The organism is Pseudomonas sp. 2024-210, from assembly GCF_045062345.1.
GTDB lineage: Bacteria > Pseudomonadota > Gammaproteobacteria > Pseudomonadales > Pseudomonadaceae > Aquipseudomonas.
Genome location: NZ_JBJGEJ010000017.1, coordinates 76,539 through 90,139, shown reverse-complemented (window position 1 = coordinate 90,139; position 13,601 = coordinate 76,539). Strand labels below are relative to the sequence as shown.

14 protein-coding genes are annotated in these 13,601 nt (G+C 58.5%); 7 read left to right on the top strand and 7 right to left on the bottom strand.

Features of this window, described 5'->3' with window-relative positions:
* The first annotated feature begins 72 nt into the window (after positions 1 to 72).
* Entirely contained in the window at positions 73 to 1,026 is a 954-nt protein-coding gene (locus ACI7MX_RS19660; RefSeq protein WP_405590832.1) for an adenosine deaminase, read from the top strand.
* Between the two features lie 119 nt (positions 1,027 to 1,145).
* Positions 1,146 to 1,316: a hypothetical protein gene (locus tag ACI7MX_RS19655; protein ID WP_314489530.1), complete on the top strand. Its 171-nt coding sequence runs from the start codon at positions 1,146 to 1,148 to the stop codon at positions 1,314 to 1,316.
* Between the two features lies 1 nt (position 1,317).
* Here the strand turns inward: ACI7MX_RS19655 and ACI7MX_RS19650 are convergent, their stop codons facing one another.
* Together ACI7MX_RS19650 and ACI7MX_RS19645 are read right to left on the bottom strand one after the other, a co-directional pair.
* A complete protein-coding gene (locus tag ACI7MX_RS19650) occupies positions 1,318 to 2,514 on the bottom strand; it encodes a multidrug effflux MFS transporter (protein ID WP_314489531.1) in 1,197 nt (398 codons plus the stop codon).
* A gap of 328 nt (positions 2,515 to 2,842) precedes the next feature.
* Entirely contained in the window at positions 2,843 to 3,043 is a 201-nt protein-coding gene (locus tag ACI7MX_RS19645; protein ID WP_314489532.1) for a heavy-metal-associated domain-containing protein, read from the bottom strand.
* A 145-nt stretch (positions 3,044 to 3,188) separates the two neighbouring features.
* On the opposite strand from ACI7MX_RS19645, the gene ACI7MX_RS19640 reads away from it, so the two are divergent.
* The 3 genes from ACI7MX_RS19640 (at position 3,189) to cueR (ending at position 6,457) form a co-directional block, all read left to right on the top strand.
* The gene (locus ACI7MX_RS19640; RefSeq protein ID WP_314489533.1) at positions 3,189 to 3,569 is read left to right on the top strand and encodes a hypothetical protein; all 381 of its coding nucleotides are present in this window, start codon (positions 3,189 to 3,191) and stop codon (positions 3,567 to 3,569) included.
* 103 nt (positions 3,570 to 3,672) lie between these two features.
* A complete protein-coding gene (locus ACI7MX_RS19635) occupies positions 3,673 to 6,054 on the top strand; it encodes a heavy metal translocating P-type ATPase (protein WP_405590827.1) in 2,382 nt (793 codons plus the stop codon).
* A gap of 13 nt (positions 6,055 to 6,067) precedes the next feature.
* Entirely contained in the window at positions 6,068 to 6,457 is a 390-nt protein-coding gene (cueR, locus tag ACI7MX_RS19630) for a Cu(I)-responsive transcriptional regulator (RefSeq protein WP_314489538.1), read from the top strand.
* Between the two features lie 120 nt (positions 6,458 to 6,577).
* Here the strand turns inward: cueR and ACI7MX_RS19625 are convergent, their stop codons facing one another.
* The 3 genes from ACI7MX_RS19625 to ACI7MX_RS19615 are packed head-to-tail and all read right to left on the bottom strand — an operon-like array spanning position 6,578 to position 9,330.
* Positions 6,578 to 7,375, bottom strand: a complete 798-nt coding sequence (locus ACI7MX_RS19625) for a TSUP family transporter (RefSeq protein ID WP_405590822.1) — start codon at positions 7,373 to 7,375, stop codon at positions 6,578 to 6,580.
* 2 nt (positions 7,376 to 7,377) lie between these two features.
* The gene (locus ACI7MX_RS19620; protein WP_405590819.1) at positions 7,378 to 8,943 is read right to left on the bottom strand and encodes a TIGR01244 family sulfur transferase; all 1,566 of its coding nucleotides are present in this window, start codon (positions 8,941 to 8,943) and stop codon (positions 7,378 to 7,380) included.
* 57 nt (positions 8,944 to 9,000) lie between these two features.
* Positions 9,001 to 9,330: a metalloregulator ArsR/SmtB family transcription factor gene (locus tag ACI7MX_RS19615; protein ID WP_122784956.1), complete on the bottom strand. Its 330-nt coding sequence runs from the start codon at positions 9,328 to 9,330 to the stop codon at positions 9,001 to 9,003.
* Between the two features lie 92 nt (positions 9,331 to 9,422).
* Between ACI7MX_RS19615 and ACI7MX_RS19610 the strand changes: the two genes are divergently transcribed.
* Positions 9,423 to 10,286: an MBL fold metallo-hydrolase gene (locus ACI7MX_RS19610; protein WP_405590815.1), complete on the top strand. Its 864-nt coding sequence runs from the start codon at positions 9,423 to 9,425 to the stop codon at positions 10,284 to 10,286.
* Between the two features lie 346 nt (positions 10,287 to 10,632).
* Here the strand turns inward: ACI7MX_RS19610 and ACI7MX_RS19605 are convergent, their stop codons facing one another.
* Both ACI7MX_RS19605 and ACI7MX_RS19600 read right to left on the bottom strand, forming a co-directional pair.
* The gene (locus ACI7MX_RS19605; RefSeq protein ID WP_122784958.1) at positions 10,633 to 11,526 is read right to left on the bottom strand and encodes a PA4780 family RIO1-like protein kinase; all 894 of its coding nucleotides are present in this window, start codon (positions 11,524 to 11,526) and stop codon (positions 10,633 to 10,635) included.
* A gap of 173 nt (positions 11,527 to 11,699) precedes the next feature.
* A complete protein-coding gene (locus ACI7MX_RS19600; protein WP_405590811.1) occupies positions 11,700 to 12,491 on the bottom strand; it encodes an AraC family transcriptional regulator in 792 nt (263 codons plus the stop codon).
* Between the two features lie 81 nt (positions 12,492 to 12,572).
* Here ACI7MX_RS19600 and ACI7MX_RS19595 point away from each other — a divergent pair, with 81 nt between their 5' ends.
* Positions 12,573 to 13,598: a bile acid:sodium symporter family protein gene (locus tag ACI7MX_RS19595; protein ID WP_405590808.1), complete on the top strand. Its 1,026-nt coding sequence runs from the start codon at positions 12,573 to 12,575 to the stop codon at positions 13,596 to 13,598.
* Positions 13,599 to 13,601: the final 3 nt, after the last annotated feature.

Sequence of the window (13,601 nt, the reverse complement as noted above, 5' to 3'; positions counted from 1 at the left end):
TTTAAGCGCGCACCGCGGTCGCTTGCGAGCCCTGCGAACGCCCTGTTTGCACCTGATGAGATATGAACCGATATGTATGACTGGCTGAACGCCCTGCCAAAAGCAGAACTGCACATGCACCTGGAAGGTTCTCTGGAACCTGAGTTGCTGTTCGCGCTGGCTGAGCGCAATAAAATCGCTTTGCCCTGGAACGACGTTGAAACCTTGCGCAAAGCGTATGCCTTCAACAACCTGCAAGAATTCCTCGACCTGTATTACAAAGGTGCGGACGTACTGCGCACCTCGCAAGACTTCTATGACCTGACCTGGGCGTACCTGCTGCGCTGCAAGGCACAGAACGTTATCCACACCGAGCCCTTCTTCGATCCGCAAACCCACACTGACCGTGGCGTTCCGTTTGAAGTAGTGCTCAACGGCATCGCCAGCGCACTCAAAGATGGCGAGCATCAACTGGGCATTACCAGCGGCCTGATCCTCAGCTTCCTGCGCCACTTGAGCGAAGAACAGGCAGAACAAACCCTCGACCAGGCACTGCCATTCCGCGATGCGTTTGTGGCCGTGGGTCTCGACAGTTCAGAAATGGGCCACCCGCCGAGCAAGTTCCAGCGCGTGTTTGACCGCGCCCGCCATGAAGGCTTCCTGACCGTGGCCCACGCTGGCGAAGAAGGGCCGCCGGAGTACATCTGGGAAGCGCTTGATTTGCTGAAAATCCAGCGGATTGACCATGGCGTACGCGCCATTGAAGACGAGCGGTTGATGCAGCGCATCATCGACGAACAAATTCCGTTGACCGTGTGCCCGTTGTCAAACACCAAACTGTGCGTGTTCGATCACATGTCCCAGCACAACATCCTTGAGATGCTGGAACGCGGCGTGAAAGTGACCGTTAACTCGGATGATCCGGCTTACTTTGGCGGTTACATGACCGAGAACTTCCACGCGCTGCACACCGACCTGGGCATGACCAAAGAGCAGGCGACACGCCTGGCGCAAAACGGTCTGGATGCGCGACTGATCAAATCCTAAGGTCTGCCGGGATAGATGCGGCCATTTTTCGACCGTCAGTCAGACAGTTGATCCCGGATATTTTCCTCCGGAATTTCAGGCATACACTGGCCTCCTTTGCGAATTCAAGGAGGCCAGAAATGAAAATCCTGATGAAAGCGTTAGCAAAATCCCGAGACGCCCGCTGGCAGGTTCAACTCGACCAGCAGGCCGTCACCTTTCGTAGCGAGGCCGAAGCCCGGGCCTTTGTCGATAAGCTGCAAGCACGCTTGCAAGCCCCGCACCGTTTGCCCGATCTCCTGGTCAGTTAGCTCAACGCAACTCTTGAGCGGCGATCCGCGCGGTGTAGACGCGCCGGGTCGCCATGGCGAGCACCACCGCCAACACCCCGCATAAAGTGATAACCATCGCCATCGGCATGGCCGTGCCATTGTGTAACACGCCTACCAACGACGCGGCCCCAGCCGCCACACTGAACTGCAAGCAACCCAGCATGGCCGAAGCACTGCCAGCGCGTGCGCCCTGCCCGCTCATGGCACAGGCCGAGGCATTGGGAATGATGCAGCCCAGACTGGCGATGCAGACAAACAACGGGATGAGCAACGGCCACAGTTGCTGGGTGTGCAAGGCACTGACACCCAGTAACACAACCCCCGCTGCCAGATAAATCCAGATCGTACGCGCCAGCAAAAAAGCAGGCCCTCGGTTAGCCAACAAGCGAGCGTTAATCTGCGCCACCAGAATAAAACCGGCCGCATTGCTGCCGAACAGCCACCCGTAATGCTCGGCGGGCACGTCGTAGAGTTTGATAAAGACAAAGGGTGAGCCGGCAATGTAGGCAAACATACCGGCCATTGCGATCCCCCCGGTCAGGGCATGGCCCAGAAACTCGCGATCCTTGAGCAGACGGCCGTATTGGCGAAGCGCTCCCGACAGCGGCTGACGCGGCACATTATCAGGCAGGCTTTCCGGCAACCCCAGCGCAACAGCCAGCGCCGCCAACGCACTGAAGGCCGTCAAGACGATAAAAATCGACTGCCAGCCATACAGGTTGACCAACAGGCCGCCCAGCATGGGCGCCAGAATCGGGGCCAGCCCCATCACCAGCATCAACTGCGAAAACACTTTGGCCGCGCCTACGGCGTCGCACTTATCGCTGACAATCGCCCGCGACAGCACCATCCCTGCGCAGCCACCCAGTGCCTGAACAAAGCGCGCAGCGATCAGCCATTCCAGCGACGGTGCCAACGCACAGGCCAGAGACGCCACTGTAAAGAGGCCTACGCCTACCAATAACGGGATTCGCCGCCCAAAGCGGTCAGCAATGGGGCCATAGATCAGTTGGCCAATGGACAGGCCCAAAAAATACACGGCAAGGGTCAGTTGAATTTGGGTTTCGTCCGTCGCAAAAGCGGTCGCCATCGCCGGAAAGCCCGGCAAATAGAAATCGATCGCCAACGGACCAAAGGCACTCAAGGCGCCCAGGATCAAAATGGTTTTAAGGTTCATCAGGTATCCAGATCGAGCTGCGGTTAGCGCAGCTCGACAGTCTAGCTGTGGATACAGAACTTGAACATGACGATAGCGAGCTACCTAACAATCCGTTAAAGCGTCACGCAATCAGTAGCCGCTGCCGCAGGCTGGGATCGAGCGCGCAGCGGTCGCAAAATCAGGCCACTCGCAATGTCAGGATTTACGACGGCTATGCCGCCGGACGCAGCCTGCGGCAGCGGATACAAAGTGCTGCACCGAGTCGCTCGCGTAACCTGTAGCCGCTGCCGCAGGCTGCGATCGAGCGCGCAGCGGTCGCAAAATCCAGCGGCTACGACCTTCTGACTTAATGCGCAGTGCGTGCGTCGTATTGGGCTGTTGTCAGTGCATCAACAAACTCGGTCGAAGGGTGCGAGCTTTCAACCGTGACCTTTTTGCTTGCCAAGTCCACTTCGACCTGAGCTTGGGGATCAACCGTCAATACCGCCTTCTTGACGCCATTCACACAGCCACCGCACGTCATGTTCTTGACTTCGTATACGTACATAAGACTTGCTCCTTGTTTGAGATAGCGACAGCTTTGACCTTACCCTCATGGCAAGGTCAAGCCCCCTTCTGCGATTACGTACTGGCAATCTAACCCCTGCTCGGCCAAGCTGAACGCCTTGCTATCGACAACAGGATACGTAGTCATGCGCTGGTCCACGTTGAGCCTAGTCAGCCTTTTGGGTCTTGCCAGTTTGCCACTGTGGGCAAAGGCGGCTCAGGACTACGGGGTGTTGATTATTTCCCGCGAGCGTCTTGAGGTGCCCACGAGTTGTGAAATTGGCATCTATATAGATGACCAGTTGGCCGGACGTTTGTTTCAGGAACAATCGCTCTCCTTCAATTTACCGGCAGGCAATGTCGGTATTCGTCTCAAGTTACTGCCCGGCCAGGCGCCCGGGTGTTTGCCAGGCATGCTGGTACCTCCCGCTCAGCAATTCACCTTAAAAGCCGGTGACGTCCTTAAATACCGCATGGCCCTGGGCAAAGAAGGTGTCTACTTGAAACCTGCCGCCTTGGGCTATTGAAACCCACGCAAGTGACTACAGTATGGGTCAACAAGAAGCCTTGACCTTGCCATCGGGTCAAGGTTGATTCTATGGAGAGATAATTTCTTGAGGAGGACTACCTGTGCCCACCCTATTCGATCTGCCGATTGCCGGCATGACCTGTGCCAGTTGCGCGGGGCGCGTCGAGAAAGCGCTGGCCAAAGTGCCGGGTGTCACCTTGGTCAGTGTCAATCTGGCCACTGAACAGGCGCGTGTAGAAGCCCCGGCCGACAGCTTGCCAGCATTGATCGACGCCGTTCAGCAAGCCGGCTATAGCGTTCCGTCCAGCAGCCTGGAGCTGGACATCAGCGGCATGACGTGCGCCTCGTGCGCGGGACGCGTCGAAAAAGCACTGGCCAAAGTTCCCGGGGTCAAAACCGTCAGCGTCAACCTTGCCAGCGAGCGGGCTCACGTTGAACTGCTCGGCCACGTAGACCCGACACGTCTGATCAATGCGGTCAGCCAGGCGGGCTATAGCGCCAGCCTGCACGAAAACCAGCAAGCCACTCAGGACGATCAACAACAACGTCTGCACCGTGAACGTTGGGCGTTGATCCTGGCAATCGTATTGGCACTGCCGCTCGTACTGCCCATGCTGCTGGCACCATTTGGCGTGCACTGGATGCTCCCCGCCTGGGCACAATTTATGCTCGCGACACCCGTACAATTTATTCTTGGCGCCCGCTTTTATGTGGCTGCCTGGAAAGCTGTCAAAGCCGGTGCGGGCAATATGGACCTCTTGGTCGCCCTTGGCACCAGCGCCGGTTATGGCTTGAGCCTGTACGAGTGGGCCATTGCCAAACCCGGCGAGATGCCGCACTTGTATTTCGAAGCGTCGGCCGTGGTGATAGCACTGGTGCTGCTGGGCAAATACCTCGAAAGCCGCGCCAAGCGACAGACCGCCAGTGCCATCCGCGCCCTAGAAGCGTTGCGGCCTGAGCGTGCCTTGCGAGTGGTCGACGGCCAGGAGCAGGATGTTGCCATCAGCGAACTGCGCCTCAATGATCTAGTGCTGGTCAAACCCGGCGAGCGTTTCCCGGTGGACGGAGAAGTGGTCGAAGGTCAAAGCCACGCCGATGAAGCCTTGATCAGCGGCGAGAGCTTACCCGTGCCCAAACAACCCGGCGATAAAGTCACCGGCGGCGCCATCAACGGCGAAGGCCGATTGGTCATCAGAACCCTGGCTCTGGGCACCGAGACAGTACTGGCGCGCATTATTCGTCTGGTCGAAGATGCCCAGGCAGCCAAGGCACCGATCCAGAAACTGGTGGATAAAGTCAGCCAGATTTTTGTTCCGGTGGTGCTGTTGATCGCCCTCGCCACCCTGCTCGGCTGGTGGCTGTATGGCGCGCCAATTGAAACAGCACTCATCAACGCCGTCGCCGTGCTGGTGATTGCTTGCCCCTGCGCCCTGGGGTTGGCAACACCTACCGCCATCATGGCCGGCACCGGTGTGGCCGCCCGTCACGGGATTCTGATCAAAGATGCCGAAGCCCTGGAGCGGGCTCACGGAGTCAGCGCTGTAGTGTTCGACAAAACTGGCACCTTGACCTCCGGCACACCGCAGATCGCTCATTTGCGGGCGGTTGACGGTGAGGACAGTCAGGTTTTACAAGCCGCGGGGGCTTTGCAACGCGGCAGCGAACACCCGCTGGCAAAAGCCGTTCTGGACGCCTGCACCGCACGTGATCTCGAAGTGCCCAATGTCACGCAGAGCCAATCCCTGACCGGACGCGGCATTGCGGGTACGCTGGCGGGTCGTCGTTTAGCCTTGGGCAATCGTCGCCTGCTGGAAGAGTCCGGTCTGACACCGGGTGCGCTGGCCGACTCGGCCGCCGCCTGGGAGGCCGAAGGTCGCACGCTGTCGTGGCTGATCGAGCAAAGCCCACAGCCGCAGGTACTGGGGCTGTTTGCCTTTGGCGACACCCTCAAGGACGGAGCGCTGTCCGCGATTCAACAACTCAATGCGTTGCATATCAGCAGCCACTTGTTGACCGGCGATAACCGTGGCAGCGCCAAGGTGGTGGCCGAAGCACTGGGCATCACCGATGTACACGCCGAAGTGCTGCCCGCCGATAAAGCGGCCACTGTAAGCGAGCTGAAAAAAACCGGCGTGGTGGCCATGGTCGGCGATGGCATCAACGACGCACCCGCGCTGGCAGCGGCGGACATTGGCATTGCGATGGGTGGCGGCACCGACGTAGCCATGCATGCCGCCGGGATCACGCTGATGCGCGGCGACCCACGATTGGTGCCCGCCGCACTGGAAATCAGCCGCAAAACCTACGCCAAAATCCGGCAAAATCTGTTCTGGGCGTTTATCTACAACGTGGTAGGCATACCCTTGGCCGCCTTCGGCTTTCTGAACCCGGTGTTGGCGGGCGCAGCGATGGCCTTTTCCAGTGTGAGCGTGGTCAGCAATGCGTTGCTGTTGAAATTCTGGAAACCCAAGGACCTTGAGTGAGGAGGCATCTTTCATGAACATCGGCCAAGCCGCTAAACACAGCGGCTTGAGCGCCAAAATGATTCGCTACTACGAATCCATTGGTTTGCTCAAACCGGCGAATCGCAGCGACAGCGGCTACCGCCTGTATAGCAGCGATGATCTGCATACGCTGGCGTTCATCAAACGCTCGCGCGACCTGGGCTTCTCACTGGAGGAAGTCGGCAAACTGCTGACGCTATGGCAGGATCGCCAACGGGCCAGTGGCGATGTCAAAGCACTGGCACGACAGCACATTGAAGCGCTGAACCAGAAAATCACCGAACTCAGCAGCTTGCGTGACACCCTGGAGGAACTGGTGCAAAGCTGCCAGGGCGATCACCGCCCTGACTGCCCGATCCTCAAGGATCTGGCGGCAGGCTGATGAACAAACCTGTAGCCGCTGTCGCAGGCTGCGTTCGGTTGCGAAGCAATCGTAAAACCGGTTTATCGAATAACCCTTATTTACGACGGCTACGCCGCCGATCGCAGCCTTCGGCAGCGGCTACGAGATCAGAGCTACCTTGACCAACATCAGCACGCTGACGATGGCACACACTACGGCAAAGCCCTGCTGCATTCGTTTGCCTGAGACTTTGGGGGCTATCAGCCGACCCGCGATCATCCCGGCCAATGTCGCGCCGATGAACACCGAGGCTTCACCCGACAGGCTCACGCCCTGATACAACAAGTGAGCCAAGGTGCCCAACGACACCAGCGCCACCACCATCAGCGAGGTGGCAACGATGCCGTGCATCGGTACATCACTGAAGCGGCGGAACGCAGGCACGATCAAAAACCCGCCCCCCACACCCAGCAAGCCCGTCAGCAAACCCGATACCGCACCGATACAGGCCAGCGTGGTGGAGCATTTGGTGTCCCACACCAACCGGCCTGTGTCGGGGTTAATCCGGCAGTTTTTGCCGTGCGCCGCGTCGATTTCTGAACAACCATCAACGGCCTGGCGGAACATCCGCCTTGATACGAACATCATGATCACGGCAAATAAGGTCATCAGTGCCGCTGCGGGCAACAACTTGGCCAGGTAAAGCCCGACCGGTGAGGCCAGCCAGCCCGCCCCTGCCATCAACCCGGCCGCTTTGTAACGCACCAGCCCTTTGCGCAACCCGTCGAGCGCACCGACTGCTGCCGCCATGCCGACGGCCAGCAAAGCCACCGGTGTGGCTTCAAGCAACGTCCAGCCCAACCCCAAGGTCAACGCGGGGATGGCCAATATGCCACCGCCTGCGCCCGTCAATCCGAGCAGCAAGCCCACCAGCACGCCCAACAGGATAATCAACATACTCAGTCCGGTTTGCAGTCAGTGAACCACTCACGGCCCTTGAGCATGCCCTGCCAGTAGAACCACGGCAGCAAGGTTGCTTTGAGTATCCAGGCTGACTTGCGCGCCACGGTCGGGTCCAGCGGGAAGGTGGGCAGCAATTTCCCGCCATAACCAAACTCGGCCAGAATCACTTTGCCTTTTTCCACTGTCAGCGGGCATGAACCATACCCGTCATAACGTTTGGGCAACGGCGCATTGCTGCGCAACGCCAGCAAGTTGTCAGCGACCACCACCACTTGCTTGCGGGCTGCTGCCGCTGTTTTGGCATTGGTGGTGTTGCACACATCGCCCAGAGCAAATATTTCTGGATAACGCGGGTGTTGCAGCGTCGCCGGATCGGTCTCGAACCAGCCCGCTTTATCGGCCAACTCGCTGCGCCGAATGACATCGGGCGCCTGTTGAGGCGGCACGACATGCAGCAGGTCGAAGGATTTCTCAATACGGGTCACTTGACCGGCAGCGTCTGTTACCTCAAACCAAGCCTTTTTGTTGGGACCATCCACCTTGACCAGATTGGACTGGAAGGCCAAGTGGGCGTTGTAGGCCTGAACATATTTCATCAATGGCGGCACAAAGGTGGGAACGCCGAATAACACCGCGCCTGCCAGATTGAATTCAACCGCAATCGAATCCAGTACCCCTTGCTTGCGCCAATAATCGCAGGACAGGTACATGGCTTTTTGCGGCGCGCCTGCACATTTAATCGGCATGCCCGGTTGGGTGAACAAGGCTTTGCCGCCCCGCAGGTTGCGCACCAGCTCCCAGGTGTACGGGGCCAGATCGTGGCGATAGTTGGACGTCACTCCGTTTTTACCCAAGGTCTCTTCGAGGCCTTCGATGTTCTCCCAGGCCAGTTGCAAACCAGGGCAGACGATCAATTGCTGATAGCCCAGCTCCGTGCCATCGCACAGCAATACGACCTTGCGTTGCGGGGCAAAGGCCGACAGTGACGCTTTGATCCATACCGCAGCATTGGGCATCACCTGCGCGGTAGGGCGAACGGTGTCTTTGACATCGTAGGCGCCACCGCCAACCAGCGTCCACGCGGGCTGATAGTAGTGCTCGCTATTGGGTTCGATTACGGCGATGCGCAATGAGGCGTTACGTTTAAGCAGGCTGGCCGTGACAGAGATCCCGGCCGAACCTCCACCCACCACGACCACATCGTATTGCTTGAGCTCACGCGCAGGTTGCGTGGCGGCTTCGTAAAGCTTTGATGAGCGATTGCCGGTTCGACAGTACCCCAGTGCAGGCTTGGGCAATTCGTTGAGCAGCTGGCGCAACTGCGCAGCTTGCTCAGGCGTCGCGCCCGTGGTCAGCACCGGCACGTAAGCGAAGCTCAGGCCCACCGCTTGGGCCGCCTGCTCTATCGCAGTATGGTCGGGTTGCTCTGGGCCGCCTTCGTGGTCAGGTCGATTGCAGATCACTGTGCGAAAACCCTGTGCCGCCAACACGGGAAGGTCGGTTGGATCAATCTGCCCCGCCACCGAAAATGACGCGTCGATTCGCTTGATGCTTTGCTCCATTGAGCGCTCCAGTCACAACAAAATAAATGGAATAAGCCGGGAGGGAACCCGCCCGCGTCACTTTTTCAGGGCTTGCCCGCAATACAGCCCCGACAAGGTCTGCATCACAGAAACCACTTCAAAACTGGCGAGTGAATAAAAAATGTACTTGCCCATCCGTCGCGTATTGACCATGCCTTCATCGCGCAGCACACCCAACTGTTGCGACAGCGTGGGCTGGCGAATGCCCGTCAAGGCTTCAAGCTCGCCCACATTACGTTCACCTTGGGTGAGCTGGCAGAGCAACAATAGCCGGTCTTCATTGGCCAAGGCTTTGAGCAGGGTGCAGGCTTTGGAAGCAGAATCGCGCAGCAGGCCGATTTCTTCGTGGGTGAGTTGAGCAGACATGGAACGCTCCGTGACGTGATAGTCGACAGTCTACGACCCGATAATATATGTTTCAATATATTGAACATTCATTGATCTGCGCGAGGCCATTCATGCACCCCGACATTCAAGGATTTTTCGACCCTGCGACCTCGACCGTCAGCTACGTGGTCTATGCCGCAGGCCAAGAGGAATGCGCGATCATCGACCCGGTGCTCGACTACGATGCCGCTGCCGGGCGAATCAGCACTGTCAGCGCCGACAAGATCGCCGCCTTTGTGCAGGCCACAGGCTTGAAAGTGCAGTGGTTATTGGAGACCCATGCCCATGCCGACCATTTGTCTGCCAGCGCTTACCTGAAACGCACCCTGGGCGGTCAGATCGGTATTGGCGCGGCAATCACTCAAGTTCAGGGTGTATTTCGCGATATTTACAACCTGGAACCTGAGTTCAAGCAGGACGGTTCCCAGTTCGACCGCCTGTTCGAAGCAGACGCCGAGTTCCAGATTGGACGACTGAGCGTGCGGGCGCTGCATGTACCCGGGCACACCCCGGCTGACATGGCGTATCAGATTGAGCGCGACCACCTGTTCGTCGGTGACACGCTGTTCATGCCCGATGTGGGCACCGCACGCTGTGACTTCCCGGGGGGCGATGCGCGCCAGTTGTACCTTTCGATCAAGCGTCTACTGGCCTTTCCCGGCTCAACGCGACTGTTTATGTGCCATGACTATCCACCCGCAGGGCGAGACGCCTCGTGGGAAACCACGGTGAATGAACAGCGCGCCAGCAATATCCACGTTAACGACCGCATTGATCTGGCGGGCTTTGTCGACATGCGCACGACCCGCGATGCGACCTTGGGTGTTCCGGCGCTGCTGATCCCGGCCATTCAGGTGAACATTCGCGCTGGCAACCTGCCGCCTGCCGATGAAAGCGGCTTGCACAGCCTGAAGATTCCGCTTAACCGGTTTTGACATCTGCCGCTGACCAGGCACGAGGCTGCGATGCGGGCCGCAGGACCGCCGCCTTGGGGTCGCTACGCAACCCATCGCAGCATCGTGCCTCGGCAGCGGCTACAAGAGCGTAAGCGAGCTTTTGATCTGCTTGTGATCTGGTTTTTGATCTTGATCTGCCGCCCCTTCGGGAGGCCGAGTGGAGGTTTCGCGTAGTGGGTCGACCGGCATGGATGCCGGGAGAGCCGTGTTGGGCCATGGATGGCCCGATCGCGGCGGGTTGTGCCATGCGGGTCAAGACGGTATCTGCAAAGGCAATTGAAAGGCACAAAAAATCCGGCCGAAGCCGGATTTTTTAGTCATCGAATCACTGCATCCAGGGCGGAGGCGGCTCTTCGGTTTTACTCGGCGGGGCATCGTCTGCCGCCCGCACGGCCTGACGAAACGCTTCGTCCAGACGGGCTGCTTCGATCTCGCGCATCACACCGCCCACATCGGCCAGTTCGTCCGGCTCGTCAAACTCGCCAGTCAACACACTGCCCGGGTGCAACGTAGCCGCTTCGTAAAGCGCCCACATCTCTTTGGCGTACTTGGTGGTCTTCAACTCGGGGGCAAATCGTCCGAAATAGGACGCCATGTTGCCCACGTCACGCTCCAGCATGGTGAACGCATGGTTATTGCCTGCGGCATCGACCGCTTGCGGCAAGTCAATGATCACCGGCCCGGTCGGCGTGAGCAGCACATTGAACTCGGACAAGTCGCCGTGAACCAACCCCGTGCACAACATCAGCACGATCTGTTGAATCAGGAAGGCGTGGTACTCGCGGGCTTGATCCGGTTCCAGCACCACGTCGTTCAGACGCGGTGCGGCATCGCCGTACTCATCCGCTACCAGTTCCATCAACAGCACGCCTTCAAGGAAGTCGAACGGCTTGGGAACGCGAACACCGGCGCCCGCCAGACGGAACAGTGCAGCCACTTCGGCATTTTGCCAGGCGTCTTCGGTTTCTTTGCGGCCGAACTTCGAGCCCTTGGCCATCGCTCGGGCCTGACGGCTGTTGCGAACCTTGCGACCCTCCTGATACTCGGCGGCCTGTCGGAAACTACGTTTGTTAGCCTCCTTATAAACCTTGGCGCACCGCAGCTCATTGCCACAGCGGACTACGTACACAGCTGCTTCTTTGCCACTCATGAGTGGGCGCAGCACCTCGTCGATCAGACCGTCTTCGATCAGGGCTTCTAAGCGTTTTGGAGTCTTCATCAGCTTTTATTGTGGGTCCTTTGTTACCAAACACGCGAAAGTCATTCGTTATACGGCAATCCACTCGTTACGGGGAGAGGGGGACCGCGTTATGCGTCGCTTGTTTACACTCCCTGTGCCCAAAAAATCCAGAGGCTCGCATCCTGCGCCATACGTTCTGGATGATAGACGAATCACTGCCTGAATAATTCGCCCGGCGTAAACCCGAACATTTTTTTAAAAGCGGCAATAAAAGCCGAGGTCGAGTCGTACCCGCACGATAACGCAGCACCGGTCACGCTGACACCCTCCTCCAGCACCCGCAGCGACGACAGCAAGCGCATGCGCTGACGCCAACTGCGAAAGCTCAAACCGGTTTCCCGGTCGAATAAACGCATCAGGGTTTTTTCTGAAGTACCCAGCCGCTGCGCCCATTGGCTCAGACTCACTTCTGCATCCGGGCATTCGATCAGCTCATTGCACAAGGCCAATAACCGGGCATGACGCGGCAATGGCAGCGAGAATCCCACCTCGGTCAAGTCGGCCAACTGGTCGAGCAGCACTTGCACCAACCGCTCTTCAGGGCTGCCTCCCTCGGGGTATTGCACCGGTAAAGCGCAGAAGCGCTTGATTAACTCACGGGCCAACGGCGTAACTTCCAGCACCCGGCAATGGGTGGGCGCCCATAGGCAAACCTCAGGGCGCACATACAGGCTGCGCATTTCTGCGCGAGTCGAGGTCAACACCTCATGCTCCAGCCCGGCTGGAATCCAGATACCCCACTGCGGCGGCGCGAAGAAACTGCCTTGGTCGGTATGGACGCCCAATACACCGCTGATGGCGTATGAAAACTGCACCCAGTCATGTCGATGACGCGGCGTCCACGACCCCGCTCCCAAACTCTCGGAACGGGCATAGAGCGGTCGCGGTAAAGCATCGAGCTGTGGAATCGCCCTTGGCGCGCCACGCTGTCCGTTAGTCGGCATTGGTTGGCCTTATGTCGCAAGACGTCAGTGAAGCCCGACGTTAGGCTAAGTCATCAATTCTTACAATATTCGAGTCCCCCAATGCCTGTGCTCAAACACCTCAAACGTCTGTTCACCGACTGGTTTCTGTGCGGGATGCTGCTCGCGACCTTTCTCGCGTATGTGTTTCCAAAGTTCGGCAGCAGCGGCGGCGCCATGCACGCTGAATGGGTGATCAACATCGGGGTATTTCTGGTTTTTTTCCTGCACGGGGTCAACCTGTCCAGCGAGCAGATCAGCCACGGCCTTAAGAACATCCGCCTGCACATGATGGTGCAAGGCTTTACGTTTATTGTCTTCCCGCTGATCTGGCTAGTCGCCGACAAACTACTGGGCAGCCATATTCCGCCCTTGCTGATGCTGGGGTTCTTCTACTTGTGCGCCCTGCCTTCCACCATTTCGTCCTCGGTGGCCCTCACCGGCAGCGCAGGCGGAAACGTGCCGGCGGCCATTCTCAACGCCAGCCTGTCCAGCGTACTGGGGATATTCCTGACCCCGTTGCTGGTCAGCTTCGTCGTGGGCAGCGGTGCCGGTGGGATAGATCTGGGCTCAACTTTGCTCGACCTGTGCGCCATGCTGTTGCTGCCCTTGGTGCTGGGCCAATTAGTGCGCCCGTGGTTGGGTCGCTTCTTCGCCCGCCATAAGCGCTACACCAACATCGTCGACAAACTGGTGATTCTGCTGTTGGTGTACGCCGCGTTCTGCAACTCGATGGTCTCGGGCATGTGGCAGCAACAAGGCACCTCAGTGATTTTAAGCGCGCTGGGGGGCAGTGCGATCCTGCTCGCGATCATCTTGTGGTTGACCACCCGCACCGCTCGCGCGCTGAAATTCAGCACCCCCGATGAAATTGCCGCCGTGTTTTGCGCCAGCAAGAAATCATTGGCCGCCGGAGCGCCGATGGCCGCGCTGATCTTCGGCGCCAACCCCGGCCTGGGCCTGATACTGCTGCCGATCATGATTTACCATCCTTTGCAGCTGATCGTCTGTTCGGTGATGGCTGAAAGCTACGCCAGTCGCACACGCGAAGAAGCGCTGTTGGCCCTGAACGCACTGCCTGTGCAATAAAGC